This window comes from Phormidesmis sp. 146-20 (genome assembly GCF_052939475.1).
In genome coordinates this window covers 257,896-274,510 of record NZ_JBJPHT010000003.1, presented here as the reverse complement: position 1 = coordinate 274,510, position 16,615 = coordinate 257,896, and the positions used below count along the sequence as shown (strand labels likewise).

The 16,615-nt window shown below is 48.7% G+C and carries 20 protein-coding genes; 11 read left to right on the top strand and 9 right to left on the bottom strand.

All coding sequences use genetic code 11. The features are described 5' to 3' along the window. Positions 1 to 217: 217 nt before the first annotated feature. On the bottom strand, positions 218 to 1,471 hold the full coding sequence (gene fabF, locus ACKFKH_RS04740; RefSeq protein WP_446857090.1) for a beta-ketoacyl-ACP synthase II: 1,254 nt from the start codon (positions 1,469 to 1,471) through the stop codon (positions 218 to 220). A 161-nt stretch (positions 1,472 to 1,632) separates the two neighbouring features. Continuing rightward, positions 1,633 to 1,884 carry an acyl carrier protein gene (gene acpP / locus ACKFKH_RS04735; RefSeq protein ID WP_446857089.1) on the bottom strand — a complete coding sequence of 84 codons (252 nt, stop codon included), beginning with the start codon at positions 1,882 to 1,884 and terminating at the stop codon, positions 1,633 to 1,635. 63 nt (positions 1,885 to 1,947) lie between these two features. Here acpP and ACKFKH_RS04730 point away from each other — a divergent pair, with 63 nt between their 5' ends. The 8 genes from ACKFKH_RS04730 to ACKFKH_RS04695 all read left to right on the top strand — a co-directional run bounded on the left by ACKFKH_RS04730 (position 1,948) and on the right by ACKFKH_RS04695 (position 7,408). Then, positions 1,948 to 2,193 (top strand): hypothetical protein, encoded by a 246-nt coding sequence (locus ACKFKH_RS04730; RefSeq protein ID WP_446857088.1) that lies wholly within the window; start codon positions 1,948 to 1,950, stop codon positions 2,191 to 2,193. 76 nt (positions 2,194 to 2,269) lie between these two features. Next, on the top strand, positions 2,270 to 3,175 hold the full coding sequence (locus ACKFKH_RS04725; protein ID WP_446857087.1) for a CoB--CoM heterodisulfide reductase iron-sulfur subunit B family protein: 906 nt from the start codon (positions 2,270 to 2,272) through the stop codon (positions 3,173 to 3,175). A gap of 260 nt (positions 3,176 to 3,435) precedes the next feature. After that, complete coding sequence (locus ACKFKH_RS04720) at positions 3,436 to 3,774, top strand: 2Fe-2S iron-sulfur cluster-binding protein (RefSeq protein WP_446857086.1); 339 nt, start codon at positions 3,436 to 3,438, stop codon at positions 3,772 to 3,774. Between the two features lie 115 nt (positions 3,775 to 3,889). Continuing rightward, positions 3,890 to 4,264, top strand: coding sequence for a hypothetical protein (locus tag ACKFKH_RS04715; protein WP_446857085.1), 375 nt, complete (start codon positions 3,890 to 3,892; stop codon positions 4,262 to 4,264). Positions 4,265 to 4,270: 6 nt separating this feature from the next. Further along, positions 4,271 to 5,329, top strand: coding sequence for a glycine oxidase ThiO (thiO, locus tag ACKFKH_RS04710; RefSeq protein ID WP_446857084.1), 1,059 nt, complete (start codon positions 4,271 to 4,273; stop codon positions 5,327 to 5,329). 326 nt (positions 5,330 to 5,655) lie between these two features. Next, on the top strand, positions 5,656 to 6,099 hold the full coding sequence (locus ACKFKH_RS04705) for an NUDIX domain-containing protein (protein ID WP_446857083.1): 444 nt from the start codon (positions 5,656 to 5,658) through the stop codon (positions 6,097 to 6,099). 129 nt (positions 6,100 to 6,228) lie between these two features. Beyond that, entirely contained in the window at positions 6,229 to 6,840 is a 612-nt protein-coding gene (locus ACKFKH_RS04700) for a hypothetical protein (RefSeq protein WP_446857082.1), read from the top strand. A 16-nt stretch (positions 6,841 to 6,856) separates the two neighbouring features. Continuing rightward, the gene (locus ACKFKH_RS04695) at positions 6,857 to 7,408 is read left to right on the top strand and encodes a DUF1643 domain-containing protein (RefSeq protein WP_446857081.1); all 552 of its coding nucleotides are present in this window, start codon (positions 6,857 to 6,859) and stop codon (positions 7,406 to 7,408) included. 444 nt (positions 7,409 to 7,852) lie between these two features. Here the strand turns inward: ACKFKH_RS04695 and hemW are convergent, their stop codons facing one another. Further along, the gene (gene hemW / locus ACKFKH_RS04690; RefSeq protein WP_446857080.1) at positions 7,853 to 9,076 is read right to left on the bottom strand and encodes a radical SAM family heme chaperone HemW; all 1,224 of its coding nucleotides are present in this window, start codon (positions 9,074 to 9,076) and stop codon (positions 7,853 to 7,855) included. Between the two features lie 343 nt (positions 9,077 to 9,419). On the opposite strand from hemW, the gene ACKFKH_RS04685 reads away from it, so the two are divergent. Beyond that, positions 9,420 to 10,499, top strand: coding sequence for a PIN domain-containing protein (locus ACKFKH_RS04685; protein ID WP_446857079.1), 1,080 nt, complete (start codon positions 9,420 to 9,422; stop codon positions 10,497 to 10,499). Between the two features lie 306 nt (positions 10,500 to 10,805). Here the strand turns inward: ACKFKH_RS04685 and ACKFKH_RS04680 are convergent, their stop codons facing one another. Next, on the bottom strand, positions 10,806 to 12,011 hold the full coding sequence (locus tag ACKFKH_RS04680) for a class I SAM-dependent methyltransferase (RefSeq protein WP_446857078.1): 1,206 nt from the start codon (positions 12,009 to 12,011) through the stop codon (positions 10,806 to 10,808). A gap of 142 nt (positions 12,012 to 12,153) precedes the next feature. Here ACKFKH_RS04680 and ACKFKH_RS04675 point away from each other — a divergent pair, with 142 nt between their 5' ends. Continuing rightward, the gene (locus ACKFKH_RS04675) at positions 12,154 to 12,297 is read left to right on the top strand and encodes a high light inducible protein (RefSeq protein WP_446857077.1); all 144 of its coding nucleotides are present in this window, start codon (positions 12,154 to 12,156) and stop codon (positions 12,295 to 12,297) included. Between the two features lie 265 nt (positions 12,298 to 12,562). Here the strand turns inward: ACKFKH_RS04675 and asnS are convergent, their stop codons facing one another. After that, a complete protein-coding gene (asnS, locus tag ACKFKH_RS04670) occupies positions 12,563 to 13,951 on the bottom strand; it encodes an asparagine--tRNA ligase (protein WP_446857076.1) in 1,389 nt (462 codons plus the stop codon). Beyond that, the gene (locus tag ACKFKH_RS04665) at positions 13,948 to 14,418 is read right to left on the bottom strand and encodes a hypothetical protein (protein WP_446857075.1); all 471 of its coding nucleotides are present in this window, start codon (positions 14,416 to 14,418) and stop codon (positions 13,948 to 13,950) included. Before ACKFKH_RS04665 ends, asnS begins: the two co-directional genes overlap by 4 nt. A gap of 22 nt (positions 14,419 to 14,440) precedes the next feature. Between ACKFKH_RS04665 and ACKFKH_RS04660 the strand changes: the two genes are divergently transcribed. After that, complete coding sequence (locus ACKFKH_RS04660; RefSeq protein ID WP_446857074.1) at positions 14,441 to 14,725, top strand: DUF6439 family protein; 285 nt, start codon at positions 14,441 to 14,443, stop codon at positions 14,723 to 14,725. Between the two features lie 2 nt (positions 14,726 to 14,727). On the opposite strand, the gene ACKFKH_RS04655 is transcribed toward ACKFKH_RS04660, so the two are convergent. From ACKFKH_RS04655 to ACKFKH_RS04645, 3 genes are all read right to left on the bottom strand, one after another. After that, positions 14,728 to 14,928, bottom strand: coding sequence for a hypothetical protein (locus ACKFKH_RS04655; RefSeq protein WP_446857073.1), 201 nt, complete (start codon positions 14,926 to 14,928; stop codon positions 14,728 to 14,730). 219 nt (positions 14,929 to 15,147) lie between these two features. Continuing rightward, entirely contained in the window at positions 15,148 to 15,594 is a 447-nt protein-coding gene (locus ACKFKH_RS04650) for an ATP-binding protein (RefSeq protein ID WP_446857072.1), read from the bottom strand. Positions 15,595 to 15,937: 343 nt separating this feature from the next. Next, positions 15,938 to 16,558 (bottom strand): J domain-containing protein, encoded by a 621-nt coding sequence (locus ACKFKH_RS04645; protein ID WP_446857071.1) that lies wholly within the window; start codon positions 16,556 to 16,558, stop codon positions 15,938 to 15,940. Positions 16,559 to 16,615: the final 57 nt, after the last annotated feature.

The window sequence follows — 16,615 nt, the reverse complement described above, 5'->3', positions numbered from 1 at the left end:
ACTACCCTTGAGTCTATTGTCTAGCGTCCAATGTCTCAAGTCTTGAGGTTTCAAGTTTTGGGGTTAAGTTTTAGGGTACGAGGCTACAACAAAACCTATGGCGACCTGTCCTTATTATGATAGGAATTAGGCAATCATACCTATCAGTAAAACTTATAAGAGGCCAGCAAATTTGCCAACCTCTTAATGATTTCAGACAAAGGTAGATAACACAAGATTAGGGAACGTATTTTTTGAACGCTAATGTCACGTTATGTCCACCAAATCCAAACGAGTTGGACAGCGCCACATCGACCACCATTTCACGACTTTTGTTAGCGACGTAATCAAGATCACACTCAGGGTCAGGAGTTTCTAAATTGATGGTGGGCGGCACGTTGTCATTTGCGATCGCCATCACCGCTGCCACTCCTTCGATTCCGCCTGATCCGCCCAGCAAGTGACCTGTCATCGACTTGGTAGAACTAACCGCTACCTTGTAGGCGTGGTCACCCAGGGCCCGCTTCATCGCGGCGGTTTCGGTTGAGTCGTTGGCGGGGGTGCTGGTGCCGTGGGCATTGATGTAGCTGACGCGATCGGGGGTCAAGTTTCCATCTTTTAGCGCTAACTGAATCGCCCTCGCGGCCCCTTCTCCACCCGGAACCGGGGAAGTCATGTGGTAGGCATCGCAGGTTGTGCCATAGCCAACAATTTCTGCGTAGATCTTTGCGCCTCGACTCAGGGCATGTTCCAACTCTTCGAGAATCAGAACGCCGCAGCCTTCACCTAAAACGAACCCATCGCGAGTTTTATCAAACGGACGGCTGGCATGGGCTGGATCGTCGTTGCGAAAGGAGAGCGCTTTACAGGCTGCAAACCCTGCTACGGAGAGAGTCGTTACAGCCGCCTCAGTGCCCCCACAAATCATCGCCTGAGCGTACCCCCGCTGCACAAATCGAAAGGCATCGCCGATCGCGTTTGACCCCGCCGCACAGGCCGTCACCGGACAGGAATTGGGCCCCTTTGCACCTGTATGAATCGCTGTCAACCCCGCCGCCATATTCGCGATCATCATTGGAATCATAAACGGACTACAGCGATCGGGCCCGCGAGTCAGATTAACTTCCTGCTGGTCTTCTAGCACCTTGAGTCCGCCGATTCCTGTGCCAATGATTACGCCAACCTGTTCGGCATTGAGATCATTGATTGTAAAGTTGGCATCTTTGAGCGCTTGCTTGCTGGCTGACACCGCAAATTGAGCAAACCGATCCATGCGCTTGGCTTCTTTGCGATCCATATAGTCGTGGGGGTCAAATCCTTTGACTTCGCCTGCAAAGCGACAAGCGTGACGAGCCGCATCAAACAGGGTAATCGGCGCGATGCCGTTGCGTCCACTCAGCAGCCCGTCCCAATATTCAGCCAGAGTATTGCCGATCGGGGTAATTGCCCCCAGACCCGTAACAACAACGCGCTTACTTACTAGATTTGTCATGATGTCCGTGATGAATGAAAGGGATGAAGGATGAGGGATGAGGGATGAATACAGTGAGTTCAACGAGTCAGTTCAACGGCTAATGATTGCCAGTCAACCAGCTTAAACAGTTAGAATCTGGGGTTGGCTCATCCTTCATCCTTCATCCCTCATCTCCCCCACTACGCTGATGCGGTGACCTTGCTGTTGATGTAATTCACAGCCGATTGAACGGTAGCAATTTCTTCTGCGGCTTCATCGGGGATTTCGATGTCGAATTCCTCTTCGAGGGCCATGACCAATTCAACTGTGTCTAGAGAGTCTGCACCTAGGTCATTGGCAAAGCTGGCTTGAGGAACAACGGCGCTGGTTTCGACACCGAGTTGATCTGCCACGATTTTCTGCACTTTCTCGAAAATTTCAGTCTCGCTCATATATCTTCCTCACTGGCTGCCGCCGCAACCAATCGCTAATCAAGTGGATTTAACCCCCTCATAATGCCTTATAAAGGACACCATGATTTCGAGCATTTTTTCATCTTATCGGAAAGCGCGATCGTTAGATCTGGACTCTGGACTTTAGACTTTAGCCGCTGGACTTTGAGCTTTGAGCCAAATATCTTGTCTGAAAGTCTCCCTGAATTGGCAGGTTGGGGGGCAGAAGCACTGAACATTGGAGCGAATAGCTTTCATCCCTCAAATTCACGCCAGTTCAACGTTTCTGGTTTAATGTCTCCGGCCTAACCTCTTCCGTCTTTGCCGCCTTTGTCGCGCTAACTTAGAGACTTGGAATCAGACGTTGTTGACGTGAATCTTCTCCATGCCTTCTCAAACTCTTAGATACGCCTACTTTCCTGGCTGTGTGGCTCAGGGAGCCTGCCGAGAATTAGATCAATCCACTAAGGCGCTGTCGCGATCGCTCGGTATCGAATTGGTCGAACTCAAAAAGGCTTCCTGCTGCGGTTCTGGCACATTCAAGGAAGATTCTCAGCTACTCGAAGATACGGTGAATGCTCGAAATATTGCGTTAGCCGAACAGTTAAAGTTGCCGTTATTGACGCATTGCAGCACTTGTCAAGGGGTGATCGGGCACGTCGATGATCGGCTAAAATCTGCCCAAACCGAGAATCCTGATTATGTAGAGCAGGTGAATGGCTTTCTCAAAAAAGAAGGCTGCTCTCCGTATCAAGGCTCAACCGACGTGAAACATTTGCTGTGGGCGTTGGTAGGCGACTATGGGCTGGAGGCGATCGCTCAAAAAGTCACTCGCAAACTTTCTCATCTCAACTGTGCTGCCTTTTATGGCTGTTATCTGCTGCGCGGACAGGATCATATTCCGTTTGACGACCCGTTTAACCCGCAGTCAATGGAGAATGTTTTTCGATCGCTGGGCGCAACTCCGATTCTTTACCGGGGGCGGACTCAGTGCTGTGGATGGCCGCTGTCGAGCTATGCACCTGAACAGTCCTTCAAAATGGCGGGAACACACATTCAAGAAGCGATCGCCAAAGGGGCTGATTGTATGGTTACGCCGTGCCCGCTCTGTCATTTGAATCTCGATTCTCGTCAGCCCGAAGTCGAAAAAGTGATCGGTCAAAAACTCGGCTTACCTGTGCTGCATTTGTCTCAACTGGTGGCGCTGGCCTTGGGCGTGAGTCCGGAGGAATTGGGACTCGATCGACATATCGTTTCAACTCGTCCTGTTTTAGAAAAGTTAGGACTTTGAAGGGCTGAGGGTTAAAAGTTCACTCCAAATTATTCTGAACTTCTATTCTCCAAAAGGGATACCCTTTCTCAGGTGAAAATGAACGACAATAGAGGTGGTTTCCTCAAGCAACGTATAAATTAGGGCGGCTATCTTGTCTTGAAGTCTCCAGAATTGGGATAGAAGCCTGACATCAAAGCCAAAGAACTTCATCCAATTTGCGTTAAATCAGAATTCAAAACTAACTGCTCGATCGCCCCTTCACAAAGGATGCATTCTCCATGCCCAAGATCACGGCTCAAGGCAAAACGATCGCCTGTGAAACGGGTGCTAACTTGCGCCAAGTCCTGCTAGACAATGGAATCGACCTCTACAACGGCCCAGCCTCCATCATTAACTGTCATGGATTGGGCACCTGTGGCACCTGCTCTGTTGCAATTTCGGGCACCGTCTCAGCAATGGAATGGCGAGAAAAAGCGAGACTTTCGGTGTTTCCTCACTCAGTCGATCGAGCGCGGCGGCTTGCTTGTCAAGTACAAGTGCTAGATGATATTCAAGTAACAAAGTTTGACGAATTTTGGGGACAGGGCGATCAGACAAGTTGGACACCTCAAGGCTGATCAACCGTTTGCCCTCTGCCTTGCGAAAAATGGCTTCTACCCTGGGTGCCACGTTCTTATCTTAAAACTTGGGTAACTTGAAAACAGACCACGAACTTAAAGGGCATTTGGAGCTATGAACTCTTCTGGCAGAATCGTTGGGGGATTGCTAATCGCGATCGCCACCGCCTGGATCTTGAGCATTGCAGGGGTTTTCCCGTTTAACACGCGCACAGCCAATCAGCTAGCAACGACCAACCGCGATCGCACCCCCGTCTCTGATGCAAATGCCCAGCGCCCAAATACTCAGGCTAACCAGCAGTCAAACCAGGGGACTGGGACGGCTCCCCTCAATACCCAACAACCTACCACCAGCGCTCAGGCAGACAACGCCAATCAGGGGACTACGGGAACCACGGTGCCTTTTGACGCTAACAATCCCAATAGCACCGATCCCAACGCTACGGGAACCACTTCCCAAACGTCTCCCGCAATTCCGGCTGGCTGGTAGCGACGCATGAAGATTTGTGACGTTGGGGTGGTGGGCGGTGGCATTGTCAGTCTGGCGATCGCGCTCGAACTCAGACAAAAAGGCGCATCCGTAACGATACTTTGTCGAGATGTTGCCCAGGCTGCTACTCAAGCCGCCGCTGGAATGCTTGCCCCTCAAGCCGAAGCCCTTCCTCCTGGCCCAATGTTGGATTTGTGTTTGAGAAGTCGATCGCTCTACCCTGACTGGACTCAAAAGCTAGAAGCTGTATCAGGTGCGAATTCTGGTTACTGGCCCTGCGGAATTTTGGCACCCGTTTATAAACCGCAGCGTTCTTCTCTCTATTGGCTTGATGGCGAAATTCACCAACATCAATCGGGTCTGAGTGCAGAAGTGGTAGGCGGTTGGTGGTTTCCTGAAGATGGGCAGGTGGATAACCGATCGCTGGCTAATGCGCTGTGGGTGGCAGTTCAAGAATTGGGGGTGGAGATCAGGACGGGCGTAACGGTGGAGAAGCTGGTTTGTGAAGGCGATCGAGTGACTCATCTTCAAACCTCCCAAGGCGACTGGCAAGCCAAGCACTACATTCTGGCGACTGGGGCCTGGTCACAAGATTTGCTGTCGATTCCGGTTTCGCCCAAAAAGGGACAAATGCTGTCGGTACAGGTGCCTGACTTGAAGGATGGACTTCCGCTTCAGACGGTTCTCTATGGGTCAGAGGTCTACATTGTGCCGCGTCAGGATGGGCGGATTGTGATTGGAGCCACGAGTGAGGATGTTGGCTTTATGTCTGGTAATACGCCATTAGGGATTCAAACGCTCCTCTCGGCGGCTATTCGGCTTTACCCTCAGCTACAAGACTTTCCGATTCAAGAATTTTGGTGGGGGTTTCGACCTGCGACACCGGACGAGTTACCCATTTTGGGAGACAGTCCCTTTCAAAATTTAACCCTGGCGACTGGACACTACCGCAACGGAATTTTATTGGCTCCAATTACGGGGGCGCTGATTGCAGAATCCGTTCTCAATCAAAAATCAGACCCGTTGTTGCAGCCTTTTCATTGGTCGAGATTTAGACATATTTAGGATCGTGAATTAAACAACCTGTAATTCTCGCGGTTTCGCTTCGTTTGATTCGGCTTCTGCCCCCTAAATCCCCCAAATTTGGGGGACTTTGAACCGCGAAACTGCCTTAAATTCTAGAATTTCTGCTTTCTCAAAGTCCCCCAGAATGGGGGATTTAGGGGGCGAAGTCGCTTGGCAATAAACGACCTTATTTAATTCGCGATCCTTAGTAGACGTTGGTAGACATCAGTCTCCAAAGTTCTGAAAACTTCAAGAATTACCTACTGTCCTTAAGTCAGTGACATTTATTCAAAGCCCGCGCTACTGTAGTCGTTGCTTAGGTTTTTGTGGAGCAAGATGCTGTGGCTTATCGCAATCCTTCCCCGGCGGTTGACATGATTATTGAGATGGTCGATCGCCCCCATCGCCCGATCGTTTTGATCGAACGTCTCAACATCCCCTACGGTTGGTCACTTCCGGGAGGATTTATTGACTATGGCGAATCCGCAGAAACGGCCGCTCGTCGAGAAGCGCTAGAAGAAGTCGGACTGGAGATTACCCTCGTCGAACAGTTTCACGTTTATTCTGATCCGAGTCGAGATGCCCGTCAGCATACGTTGAGTGTAGTTTACCTTGCGACGGCGACGGGTGAACCTAAAGCAGGCGATGATGCCAAAAATTCTAAAATTACCGAGATTTGGGAAATTCCTACCAATCTTTGTTTTGATCACGATCGCATTCTCAATGAATATTTGCAGTACCGTCACTATGGCATTCGTCCGCGCTTGTGACCTGTTGATGGTGCGTCTATGAATTGTTAAAAAGACCGCGATGAATACAGACTGATCCGCGATCGCAAGCTACGATTCACGTAGAAACGTTTGATGAATTCGTGACCACTCCAGCTAGAGGATTTTGAGATGTCAAAAGTCTACAGCACCGAGGAGTTAATCAAAATCCTGGCAGAAGAGCGACGAGCCTGTATCAATGGGCAGCGCTTAAATTTGGCTGTCACCCCTTCGGGCATGAATCCTTTAATTGATCGCTTTGTTAAAGCCGACGGCATTCAAAAGTTTACGGCTTACAACGACTTTCGCAAGACGGTTCATCGCTATCAACGAGATCATCAAGTCTCTGGCATCGTCTGGCAACATCTTTTGATTGAGGGAAAAGCTTTCCACTATCCCAAGATTGACGATCAGTTGATCAGCTTGAGTGAAGATTTGCAGACGCTCAAAGCTGCTAAGTCCTCAATCGTCGATTTTTGGCGAGAAACCACGGTTGGGATGGATTTCTACTTGAGCATGAACACCGGAAAGTTTTATCAACCTGTCATCCACGATGATATTGAGCGAATTTTGCAGCGATCGGAGTGGGCGACTCTCAGCCATCAAGGGCGATCGGACGCTTTAGAAGTGATTTTGCAGCTTGGCTGGGGCAGACCTGAAGAAGCTCTTTATCGTCGAGGCTTTCCTGAGTCGGGGAGTGAGTCGATTCATGCGGTGCGAGTGGGGAGAGTGCCGATCGGGTAGGGATGAGGGATGAGGGATGAGGGATGAAGAGAGAGCAAAAATTGTTCAGTTCAACGCTCAAGAATTCAAAGCTCAAGAATTCAAAACTCAGGCGTTGACTTCTTCATTGCTTCTGACGACTTATCGGTATTCGTTGGAGCGATCGTGGAGTGATGCGCCTCGTGTCGGGTTTGTTATGCTCAATCCCAATCGGGCGGATGAAGTGAGCGATGATCCTACAATTCGACGCTGTATTGGGTTTGCGAAGTCTTGGGGCTATGGAGGGCTGGAAGTCGCGAATCTGTTTGCTTATCGGGCAAAAACGCCTGACTTACTCAAGCAAGCAGACGATCCGATTGGCAAAGAGAACGATCGCTCTATTCTCAGATTGACGAAACGAGTGGAAACGATCGTCTTGGCGTGGGGAAATTGGGGGATGCTGGGAGGGCGCGATCGTACGGTAATAAAATTGCTCGATTCACACCCAACGCTTTACTGTCTCGGCACCACAAAACTTGGACAACCGCGCCATCCACTCTATCTCAAAAGCACTACGCTCCTAGTAAAATTTAGTTTGGCTTCTCATTAGTCTGCATCACCAGCTTTTTGAATAGCTGTCTCTATAGCAATCCTTAAATGAGTCATAAACAGATTTTTGTCGCTCCGTTCCAGTCCGCTTCGCCCCCCTAAATCCTCCATTCTGGGGACTTTGAAACTGGGGAATGGGTCTTGAAATCTAGGAAGTCTCTCGGCTCAAAGTCCCCCAAAGTTGGGGGATTTAGGGGGCACGATCAATTCTGCATTTCACGAGTGATTTAGGATTGCTATAGTTTTTCGTAGAGAATATTTAAGTAAAGTTGAACAACTCTCAAATAAGCGTCAATTAATTGCTGAAAACCTAAGAATTCGTAGGGTGAATACGGTTCACAATTCCTAAATTAATAACATTCAAGTAAGGTTAGCCAACGATTCTCTCTTTGAGTGAGTACATAAATTCCTTTCAAAGTTTCTATCTATAAATCACCCATTAGTCCTATTCACCAAATGTTTCAAACAGCTTTACCAACATCACATTAGAAAACAAAAAACCTTCAGGATCAGTAAACCGCAATCGTCCTCGATCGCTCTCTTGATGATTAGCTACTACAGGCTGATTTTGACTTCCTAATATCTCTACCCATCCCATCTTTTGATAAGGCTGTAAACAAGTCCAAATTTTGTTGAATTGAGACTCACCAAACTGTTGAATCAAACTTGTAATACTCAAGCCCTCAGCCAGGCGTAGACCAACCATCAACGTATCTAGTAAAACCTCTAAAGAGCTTGGCACAATTGGAGCTAAACGATCGCGCTCACCTTTTTTACTCACCCATTCAAAATATTCACGAGTCTTACGGGGACGAGAAACTCGATCGCCCTGCAAATAACTTGTTGCCCCCATTCCAAAGCCATAAAACGATCGATTCTCCCAATAAACTCGATTGTGTTGACACTGATAGCCCGCTTGAGCATAGTTAGAAATTTCATAATGCTCGTAGCCATGAGCGGTGAGAATGTGTTGAGCGACCCGATACATTTCAGCGGCTGTTTCATCCGTGGGTAACGGCGTGGCACCGGGATGATAATGCTTGCCAAAAGGAGTGATTGGTTCGATCGTCAAATCATAGACTGAGAGATGGTTGGGACTGAGAGCGATCGCTTTCTCTAGAGAATTTTGCCATTGAGCCATCGTTTGATGCGGCAATCCTGAAATTAAATCAAGGCTGAAATTCTCAATGTTTGCTTGATGAATGCGATCGATCGCAGCATAGACATCCTCAACAGAATGGGTGCGCCCACAAACGCTCAAAAGTTCTGACTGAAAGGCCTGCACACCCAAACTGACTCGATTTACGCCGGACGATCGATAGCCCACAATTTGCTCAAAATCAAACGTACCCGGATCAACTTCCATTGAAATTTCAGCGTCGGTGGCCAGCCCAAACTGCTCATCAAGCGTCTCAAGAATCTGGCTCAACTGGCTCACAGACAGCAGTGAAGGAGTGCCGCCGCCAAAGAAAACAGTGTTTAAGGATTGCCCAAAGCCAGAAGTCAGCCGAATCTCTTGACACAAAACGTTAACATAGTGAGCGATCGTGCCTGAATTGTTGCCATTTAGCGTATCTCCAACTACCGAGATTGGAAAATCGCAGTAGAAACACCGCCGCCGACAAAAAGGAATATGCAGGTAAGCAGACCTGGGGATCATCAACTCCATAAGCTTTTTGATTAGCTCCGCTTTCGATCCTTTCTTGACGATTATCTCTATAAACGAAAATTTTAATCTTAAAAAATTAGCGCTTACACTAAGCCAAAATATTGATTTTTGTGTCGCTAAGGATTCTCGCTTTGTAGGGTTAACCGCCCACACAGAAAGGGATTAAGAGAAAAATTCTATAAGCGTATAAGATATACTATTCTCATAGCAATCTAACTAGATTTTAGCGTTCAGAACTCCTTCACAATCCTCATTTCAGAAGAGTCTCAAAAACTGCTTTTCAAATAGTATTTATTCAAAATCACTCATTCAAAATAAATTCAGTCCCCCACCTTTCAAGATTATGATTGATGCCATCATTCTTATTTCATTCATCCTAGCAGGAGCGGGGATCGGCTACCACGGCATTGAAGCGCTACCTGGTAGTGTCTTGCAGCAGGCAACCAACCCAGATGCCCTTCGAGTCGTTTTGGCGGGCTTTGGAGCCATGATCGGAATTGCGGTTGGGTTGGTCGCTCAGACTGGCTATCGGCGCGTTACTCGACAAATTCGCGAAATGCCTGCCCATGTTTTGTTGAGTCGATCGGTTGGCTTGGTGCTGGGCTTGCTGGTAGCCAATCTCTTGCTGGCTCCGATATTTCTGCTGCCCATTCCTCAAGAGTTCTCATTTATCAAGCCTCTGGCGGCCGTGGTAGGAAGTCTGATGTTTGCGGTCTCTGGCGTGTCATTGGCGGATGTGCATGGACGATCGCTGCTTCGATTAATTAATCCCAACAGTGTCGAAACGCTCTTGTTCTCAGAAGGTAGCCTCAGACCTTCGAGTACCAAAGTTTTAGATACAAGCTGCATCATTGACGGTCGGATTGCTTCTCTACTCGATACTGGCTTCTTAGAAGGGCAATTACTCGTTCCTCAGTTTGTGCTTCAAGAATTGCAGCAGGTCGCGGATGCTTCTAGCGATCAAAAGCGGGTTCGGGGGCGGCGTGGGTTAGATATTCTCAACCGTCTGCGCGAGGCTTATCCCGATCGCGTGATCATTCACTCTGCCGACTATGAAGAGATTTCGACCGTTGATGCAAAACTGGTGCGTCTGGTGCAAGACATCAATGGAACGCTGCTCACTACAGATTACAACCTGAATAAGGTGGCCAGCGTCCAGAGCGTCTCTGTGTTGAATGTGAACGATTTAACTCAAGCCGTTCGCCCTTCTTATCTGCCGGGAGACAGCCTGGATCTCAAAATTCTTCGAGAAGGCAAAGAACCTGCTCAAGGTATTGGCTATCTGGATGATGGGACGATGGTCGTCGTCGAAGAAGGTCGCGCTTATGTGGGTGGAGAACTGCAAGTCATTGTCACCAGTGCGCTACAAACTTCGGCAGGACGAATGATTTTTGCTCGACCCAAAGCCTCCGCGCTCGCTTAGTTAATGAAGCGGGTACGTCAAAAGGGTTGTCATTTCTGCATACAATCGGCTCCTGTCCTCTACCGTGTTCGACATGACGAGTCAGCCGAGTGGGTTTTTGTTTGTCGCAACTGCTGGGAGCGGGTCAGCCACAACAATCCTTTCTATGTTTACGGCGGCACCTGGAAAGCTGAGAAGTAATCGCTTTTGAAGTGTTGTTTGCCTGAATGGGATGTCAACGGAATAACTGGATTCGATCGCTTCGTTGTTCGACGCTTCTGCCCCCAAGCTGCCAATTTTGGGCGACTTTAAGAGAAGAGTTTCGGTTCAAAGTTCACACCATTGAGGAGTGAGTAAAATTAGCTGTTGTTGTTGAAGTGATCGCACGCCTGCTAATTCCAATGGCGCATCGGTGAGAAGGTCTGCAACCGATCGCTGATCTTGGTTAGCATCACAAGCCTGCATAAATTTAAACGCTTCGTCTGACAAATTCAAAATCTGGTAGTCGTAGTTAAACAAACACTTGCTCTCCCAACCTTCCATACAGGGGCTGCGTTCGGGAATGGCTTTGAGCAGCGCTTCATCGGCAGACCAATCGACAAGCGGAAGTTCGCCTCTGGCTAAAAAGAATTCGTAATGAGTCACCGAGGAGGGGTCGAGCAGTTCGATTAGGCGGTATCGTTGGCGATCGCTCAGTCCTTCTGCCCGTCGCATTAAGTCAGGGTTTTTGGCGAGTAGGCGATCGAGCGTCCACTGGCGCGGATTAGAGAAGCCCAGAAATTTTAGCCCAGACGCATCAATTAGTTGAAACAGCGTCTCAATGTTGTAGTCAATTTCCTGGGGATGGACATACATATCGGCAAAACATTCGTCGCGTCGGTTTTCCATTGACCAGCGTTCTTGTTCTCGCTGCACCAGGCGATTGTTTTCGGGCAGCGTCTCAAAAATTTGACGACCAACCTGCACACCGTCTCGATAGTCACCTCGCTGGTTGCCCTGAAGAAGCGCGATCGCTTGCTGCATCAGGTTAATTTCCCAGCGCCCCAATTCGGCGTAGACAAAAATGTGCATCAGTCCGCCCGGAGCCAGTTTGGTCGCCAAAGACTGAATGCCGCGAATCGGGTCAGGCAAATGATGCAACACGCCCACGCAGTTGATCAGATCAAACTTTCCTGGAAGCTGGTTGGCCTCGTAGAGGCTGAGGTGATGAAATTTGACGCGATTGGCTCCCGATCGTTGACAGCGTTCTCTCGCAACGGCCAACGTCCCCGAACTCAAATCGATCCCCGTGACCTGTGCCTGCGGATTTAAGTGAACCAGATATTCAGTTCCCACGCCCGTCCCACAGCCTGCATCGAGAATGCGAATGTCTTGTCGCTGGGGCTTTCTCCCGGTACAAAAGTTGTAGGCGGCTGACCAATTCCAGCGCCAGTTATAGCCAGGCGGCGGCTCATCTAACAGCGGCTCAGGCGGAAAAGGATAAGTGTTATAGAGTGCGGCGACGGCAGCGCTAATTGATTGAGGATCTGACATGGCACAAAAACAGCGTTTGATCTCGTTGATCTAGTGTCTCACTCGATGGGGCGATCGCAAATTTTCAATTAATAGATTATTGCGGGATGTTGCAAATAGCGTTAAGTTATCTTAAGAAGTCTATCCCCAGAATGAGGTCAAAATGGAAGAACAAAAGCCTAAATTCGGATTTGTCCCGTTTGCTGAAACCTGGAACGGTCGTTTAGCAATGTTGGGACTTGCGATCGGTTTCGCGACCGAGTTTATGACAGGAAAGGGAATTCTAGAGCAACTGGGTTTGATGTAAGAATTTGACGTAGCATTCGCACGTAAAACAACGTTTTCATCAGAGTGAACGTCCTGGGGGTAATCTTTACGCTCCAGGCTTTTTTTATTTAACGTTCAACTAGCGTTGCGTGGGTTTAACAGAGTTCCTTCGCTTCGTTTTTGGAGCTTCTGCCCTCCAACTCCCCAATCTGAGGGACTTTCAGACAAGGTTGCCAATTCAAAGTCCCTCACTCGTGGGGATTTAGAGGGCATTCTGGATTGATCACTGAAGCGAAAATCTTGCCTTAAAACTCAACGCTCAAGGGCGCTCTGGGAAAGGGAATGACATCGCGAATATTGCCCATGCCCGTCATAAATTGTACTAAGCGCTCAAATCCCAGCCCAAACCCCGCATGAGGAACAGTGCCATATCGCCGCAGATCCAGATACCACCAGTAATCCTCGACGTTTAGCCCCTGCGCCTTGATGCGTCGCTCTAAAACATCCAGTCGCTCCTCGCGCTGAGAGCCACCGATGATTTCGCCAATTTTGGGAGCGAGAATATCCATCGCCCGGACGGTCTTTTCGTCGTCGCTCAGGCGCATATAAAACGCTTTAATCTGTGTGGGATAGTCTGTCACAATCACGGGCTTTTTGAATAACTCTTCTGCTAGATAGCGTTCGTGTTCAGATTGCAGATCCAGACCCCATTCAACCGGATACTCAAAGGGACGATCGCTCTTCGCTAATAGCGCCACCGCATCCGTGTAGGTTAATCGCTCAAACTGATTGTTGGTGATATTTTCGGCCGTTTGTAAAACAGAATTGTCAATGCGATCGTTAAAGAACTGCATGTCATCAGGACAATGCTCCAGCACATAGGAAAAAATGTATTTGAGAAATGCTTCTGCTAGATCCATATCGCCATCTAGATCGCAGAAAGCCATTTCAGGCTCGACCATCCAAAACTCTGCCAGGTGACGAGAGGTATTTGAGTTTTCTGCCCGAAACGTTGGCCCAAACGTATAAACGTTGCTAAAGGCCATGGCCATAATCTCAGCTTCTAACTGTCCGCTGACCGTCAGATAAGCAGGCTTGCCAAAGAAGTCTTTGCTGTAGTCAATCTTTTGGTCGGGCGTTGTCGGAATTTTCTTCAAGTCCAGACTCGTTACCGCAAACATCTCACCCGCCCCTTCACAATCGCTGGCAGAAATGATCGGCGTATGAACCCAAAGAAATCCTCTTTCCTGAAAAAACTGGTGAATCGCTGCCGCGCAGGCATTCCGAACGCGAAAAACGGCTCCAAAGGTGTTGGTGCGCGATCGTAAGTGTCCAATGTCTCGCAAAAACTCAAACGAATGGCGCTTCTTTTGCAATGGATAGGTTTCGGGATCTGCCTCACCAAATACGGCTACCGAATCGGCTTTCACCTCAATGCGCTGCCCCTTGCCCGGAGACGGCACCAACACGCCAGACACCTCAACCGATGCGCCCGTACTGAGCCGTTTGACGATCGCGCCATAGTCCGGCACACTCTCGTTGATCACCACTTGCAGCCCAGCCATCGACGAGCCATCATTCACTTCGATAAATGAAAAGCCTTTTTGCTCCCGCTTCGTCCGAACCCAGCCTTGAATCGTAACTGACTCATCGGGTTGACCACTGCGTAAAATTTCTGCAATCCGTCGTGTCATGGAGCAACTGGGGGTGTAGGGGGTGGCGCGTGGGAGGGAGTGGGGTTCTTTAGGGTGTAGAAGGCGAGTGACCAACCAACAAGGATGCCCAGTCCACAAAATCGAACGGCTTGCCAAAAGACTTCTTTAAAGCCCGCCCAAGAAAATAAACGGCTCTCCAGACTGACTTCGAGTTCTTCTAGCTGCTGCTCGATCTTCCGTAATTCTACTTGAAGCTCAGGCGATTTGCCTTGATCTAGCTGCGATCTCTTCGAGTTGCCCACAAGGGGTCGCTGCGTCTGTAGGGCTGCTTGAAGCTTTTGATCTCGCTGGATTTGAAGATGACGGTCTTTGAGTTCTTGCAGCGATCGCTCCACTGACTGGAGAGACTGCTCAAATTCCAGGTCAGATTCCAGATTAGAAGGCGACAAACGATCGGGATCTTGAGACGGCTCCATGCCAGCGTAGTAAAGTGAGAGTGGATTCATTTTACCCATCCCCAACGCGCTTATGACAGATTCTACGCTTCAAACGGCTGCATCGAGCAAGCTAGCTGAGTTCAGTCCTTTAGAGTTGGCACAGGCACTTTCCGAAAAGCTAACCATTACTGATCGCGACTGGCATCGACTTAAGAACGATCGCAAAGCCAGATCTCGTGAACAAATTGCAGTGGCCCTGGTGTTTCTTCTCAAAGATCAGCCAGAAGAAGCTCTATTAAGAGTGCAGCAGGCCAGTGGGTGGCTGGATCGATCGATTTCTGCCCCCCCCTGCGAGAGCCACAAACACGAGTCCTAAAGTTAATTTTGATTACGTCTCGCTTTCAACTTGTCTTGAAAGCTCACTTTACAGTAGGCACTTTCTAACTGGACAGAGGACTGTACTACTGGACTGGGAGCCGGGGAGGAAGAAGTAACCGCAGAGGCGATCGGCTGACATAGCAGCGTTAACAGGCAAGAGCAACCCGCTAGAAGGAGTAGCTCTAATTTTTTCGTTTCCATTGTTTAATTCAGATGAGTGATCCCATTTGTCAGGGAGCCTGACGCTTTGCCAAGATAGCAAAAAATTGAGCGTATCTAACACCTGAAGCGGGGATCAGAGTGGTCACAACCTTCAGATACGTTGTCGCGCTGCTATCTTGACGAAAATAGGATGTACAAAGTTGCTTTCGAGAGAAATCACTCGATAGAGTTGACGCTTGACAGACGCAAAAAACAGTACTAAAGTACCAAAGGTTGTCTGACAGTTTTCTTAACCTGTTTACAAAGCCTTAATTCAGTTCCCTGGTGGTTCCATTGGACTTCATCGAAAACCTGGTGAAGAATATAGAGTCCTCGACCACAATCCCCTTCTTCACAGGGCAATTTAGAACTTGTATCTTCCTGACTTTCAGGCGGCATAAAGCCAGTTCCCTGATCCGAAATTACCCACCAATAATGATCCGAAACTGCCGAGAAATGAACCAAAACCTTTTTGCCAGGGTCAAGATTATTCCCGTGCTTGGCAGCATTTACCAACGCTTCTTGTAACCCTAGCCTGATCTCAGCCTGCCATTGACTGGGCACCTTTGAGAGCAAAAGATCCAGAATTGGAATCAGGTAGAGAGTGGAGGCAAAGCTAACTGTGTTCCAGTTGCGTCCAGTAGGACGAGGTGAAATAGCAATCACTCGGAAAACCCCGTAGCTTTCAAGTGGATAAGCGTACTCTTGTTAAGCAAGCGTGGTTTTAAAACGCACGGCTACATCCGACTTAATTCCAACTATCAATGTTCTTCACAGAAGAGTTTGTGATCTAGGGAAGTATTAAAAGGCTGTGACGCTCAAGGTCTGAGCAGTCCCACTCACGAAAATGTTTGACACCCCTAAAGCTGTCAGCTATCCCTGAGTAGCGGTTTATTTGTATCTCAACTATACCAAAGTGCTACTAGAAAAGCATCCCCCTGACTGCAATTTGCGGGAGTAATTGTCTTACAAATCCGCAGGTAACAAGGGCTACAGAACAGCCTAATGTCTATTTTTTCTGATAGAGAAGCTGCTCGATTCGGCGAAAGTCTCGTTCAACTTCACCCCAGAGCGATCGATTGTGAGGGTCAGTTCGCAGTGCTTTCTTTAAGTAAAGCCGAGCTTTGTCAAACTGTTTGTCTTGGATCAGGTGATGTCCCCAGCGCTGGTAGGTGATGGCTTGCCATTGACGAATTTCGGGATCAGAGGGGAGCCGCTGGGCCAGTCCTTCGACAAGGGCGATCGCTCGTGGAAATCGCCGACTTCTCAAAAACTGCTGCAACTGCTCATAAGAAGTTTGCTTAAGCTGCTGGTCTATTAATGAATGATTGGGGTTGGACTGGACGGGACTAGGCTTCTCTGCTTTGCGAGTGACTTTGATTTTGGGTTTAGTCGATTCCGAAGGCGGAGACGTTTCGGGTGAGTCATTCTCAATTCCAGGTGGACTGACTACGCCCAACAAAAATCGGTAAGCCTCGTTGACTTGAATGAACTTTTCTTCCGATCGCTGATCGCCAGGGTTGATATCTGGATGAAGCTGCCGGGCCAAGCGACGATAAGCGGCTTTGATGTCCTCGTAAGAGGCTCCCGTTCTCAGTCCTAATAATCGATAGCAGTCTGCAATATTCATTAGATATGAAAAAAGCAGAATCACTTAGAATTCTGCCACGAAGTCAAAAATAATGCC

Excerpts from the sequence above, each read along its gene's own strand:
- fabF (WP_446857090.1), bottom strand. The coding sequence starts at position 1,471 with ATGACAAATCTAGTAAGTAAGCGCGTTGTTGTTACGGGTCTGGGGGCA.
- acpP (WP_446857089.1), bottom strand. The coding sequence starts at position 1,884 with ATGAGCGAGACTGAAATTTTCGAGAAAGTGCAGAAAATCGTGGCAGAT.
- ACKFKH_RS04730 (WP_446857088.1), top strand. The coding sequence starts at position 1,948 with ATGCCTTATAAAGGACACCATGATTTCGAGCATTTTTTCATCTTATCG.
- ACKFKH_RS04725 (WP_446857087.1), top strand. The coding sequence starts at position 2,270 with ATGCCTTCTCAAACTCTTAGATACGCCTACTTTCCTGGCTGTGTGGCT.
- ACKFKH_RS04720 (WP_446857086.1), top strand. The coding sequence starts at position 3,436 with ATGCCCAAGATCACGGCTCAAGGCAAAACGATCGCCTGTGAAACGGGT.
- ACKFKH_RS04715 (WP_446857085.1), top strand. The coding sequence starts at position 3,890 with ATGAACTCTTCTGGCAGAATCGTTGGGGGATTGCTAATCGCGATCGCC.
- thiO (WP_446857084.1), top strand. The coding sequence starts at position 4,271 with ATGAAGATTTGTGACGTTGGGGTGGTGGGCGGTGGCATTGTCAGTCTG.
- ACKFKH_RS04700 (WP_446857082.1), top strand. The coding sequence starts at position 6,229 with ATGTCAAAAGTCTACAGCACCGAGGAGTTAATCAAAATCCTGGCAGAA.
- ACKFKH_RS04695 (WP_446857081.1), top strand. The coding sequence starts at position 6,857 with ATGAGGGATGAAGAGAGAGCAAAAATTGTTCAGTTCAACGCTCAAGAA.
- hemW (WP_446857080.1), bottom strand. The coding sequence starts at position 9,076 with ATGGAGTTGATGATCCCCAGGTCTGCTTACCTGCATATTCCTTTTTGT.
- ACKFKH_RS04685 (WP_446857079.1), top strand. The coding sequence starts at position 9,420 with ATGATTGATGCCATCATTCTTATTTCATTCATCCTAGCAGGAGCGGGG.
- ACKFKH_RS04680 (WP_446857078.1), bottom strand. The coding sequence starts at position 12,011 with ATGTCAGATCCTCAATCAATTAGCGCTGCCGTCGCCGCACTCTATAAC.
- ACKFKH_RS04675 (WP_446857077.1), top strand. The coding sequence starts at position 12,154 with ATGGAAGAACAAAAGCCTAAATTCGGATTTGTCCCGTTTGCTGAAACC.
- asnS (WP_446857076.1), bottom strand. The coding sequence starts at position 13,951 with ATGACACGACGGATTGCAGAAATTTTACGCAGTGGTCAACCCGATGAG.
- ACKFKH_RS04665 (WP_446857075.1), bottom strand. The coding sequence starts at position 14,418 with ATGAATCCACTCTCACTTTACTACGCTGGCATGGAGCCGTCTCAAGAT.
- ACKFKH_RS04660 (WP_446857074.1), top strand. The coding sequence starts at position 14,441 with ATGACAGATTCTACGCTTCAAACGGCTGCATCGAGCAAGCTAGCTGAG.
- ACKFKH_RS04655 (WP_446857073.1), bottom strand. The coding sequence starts at position 14,928 with ATGGAAACGAAAAAATTAGAGCTACTCCTTCTAGCGGGTTGCTCTTGC.
- ACKFKH_RS04645 (WP_446857071.1), bottom strand. The coding sequence starts at position 16,558 with ATGAATATTGCAGACTGCTATCGATTATTAGGACTGAGAACGGGAGCC.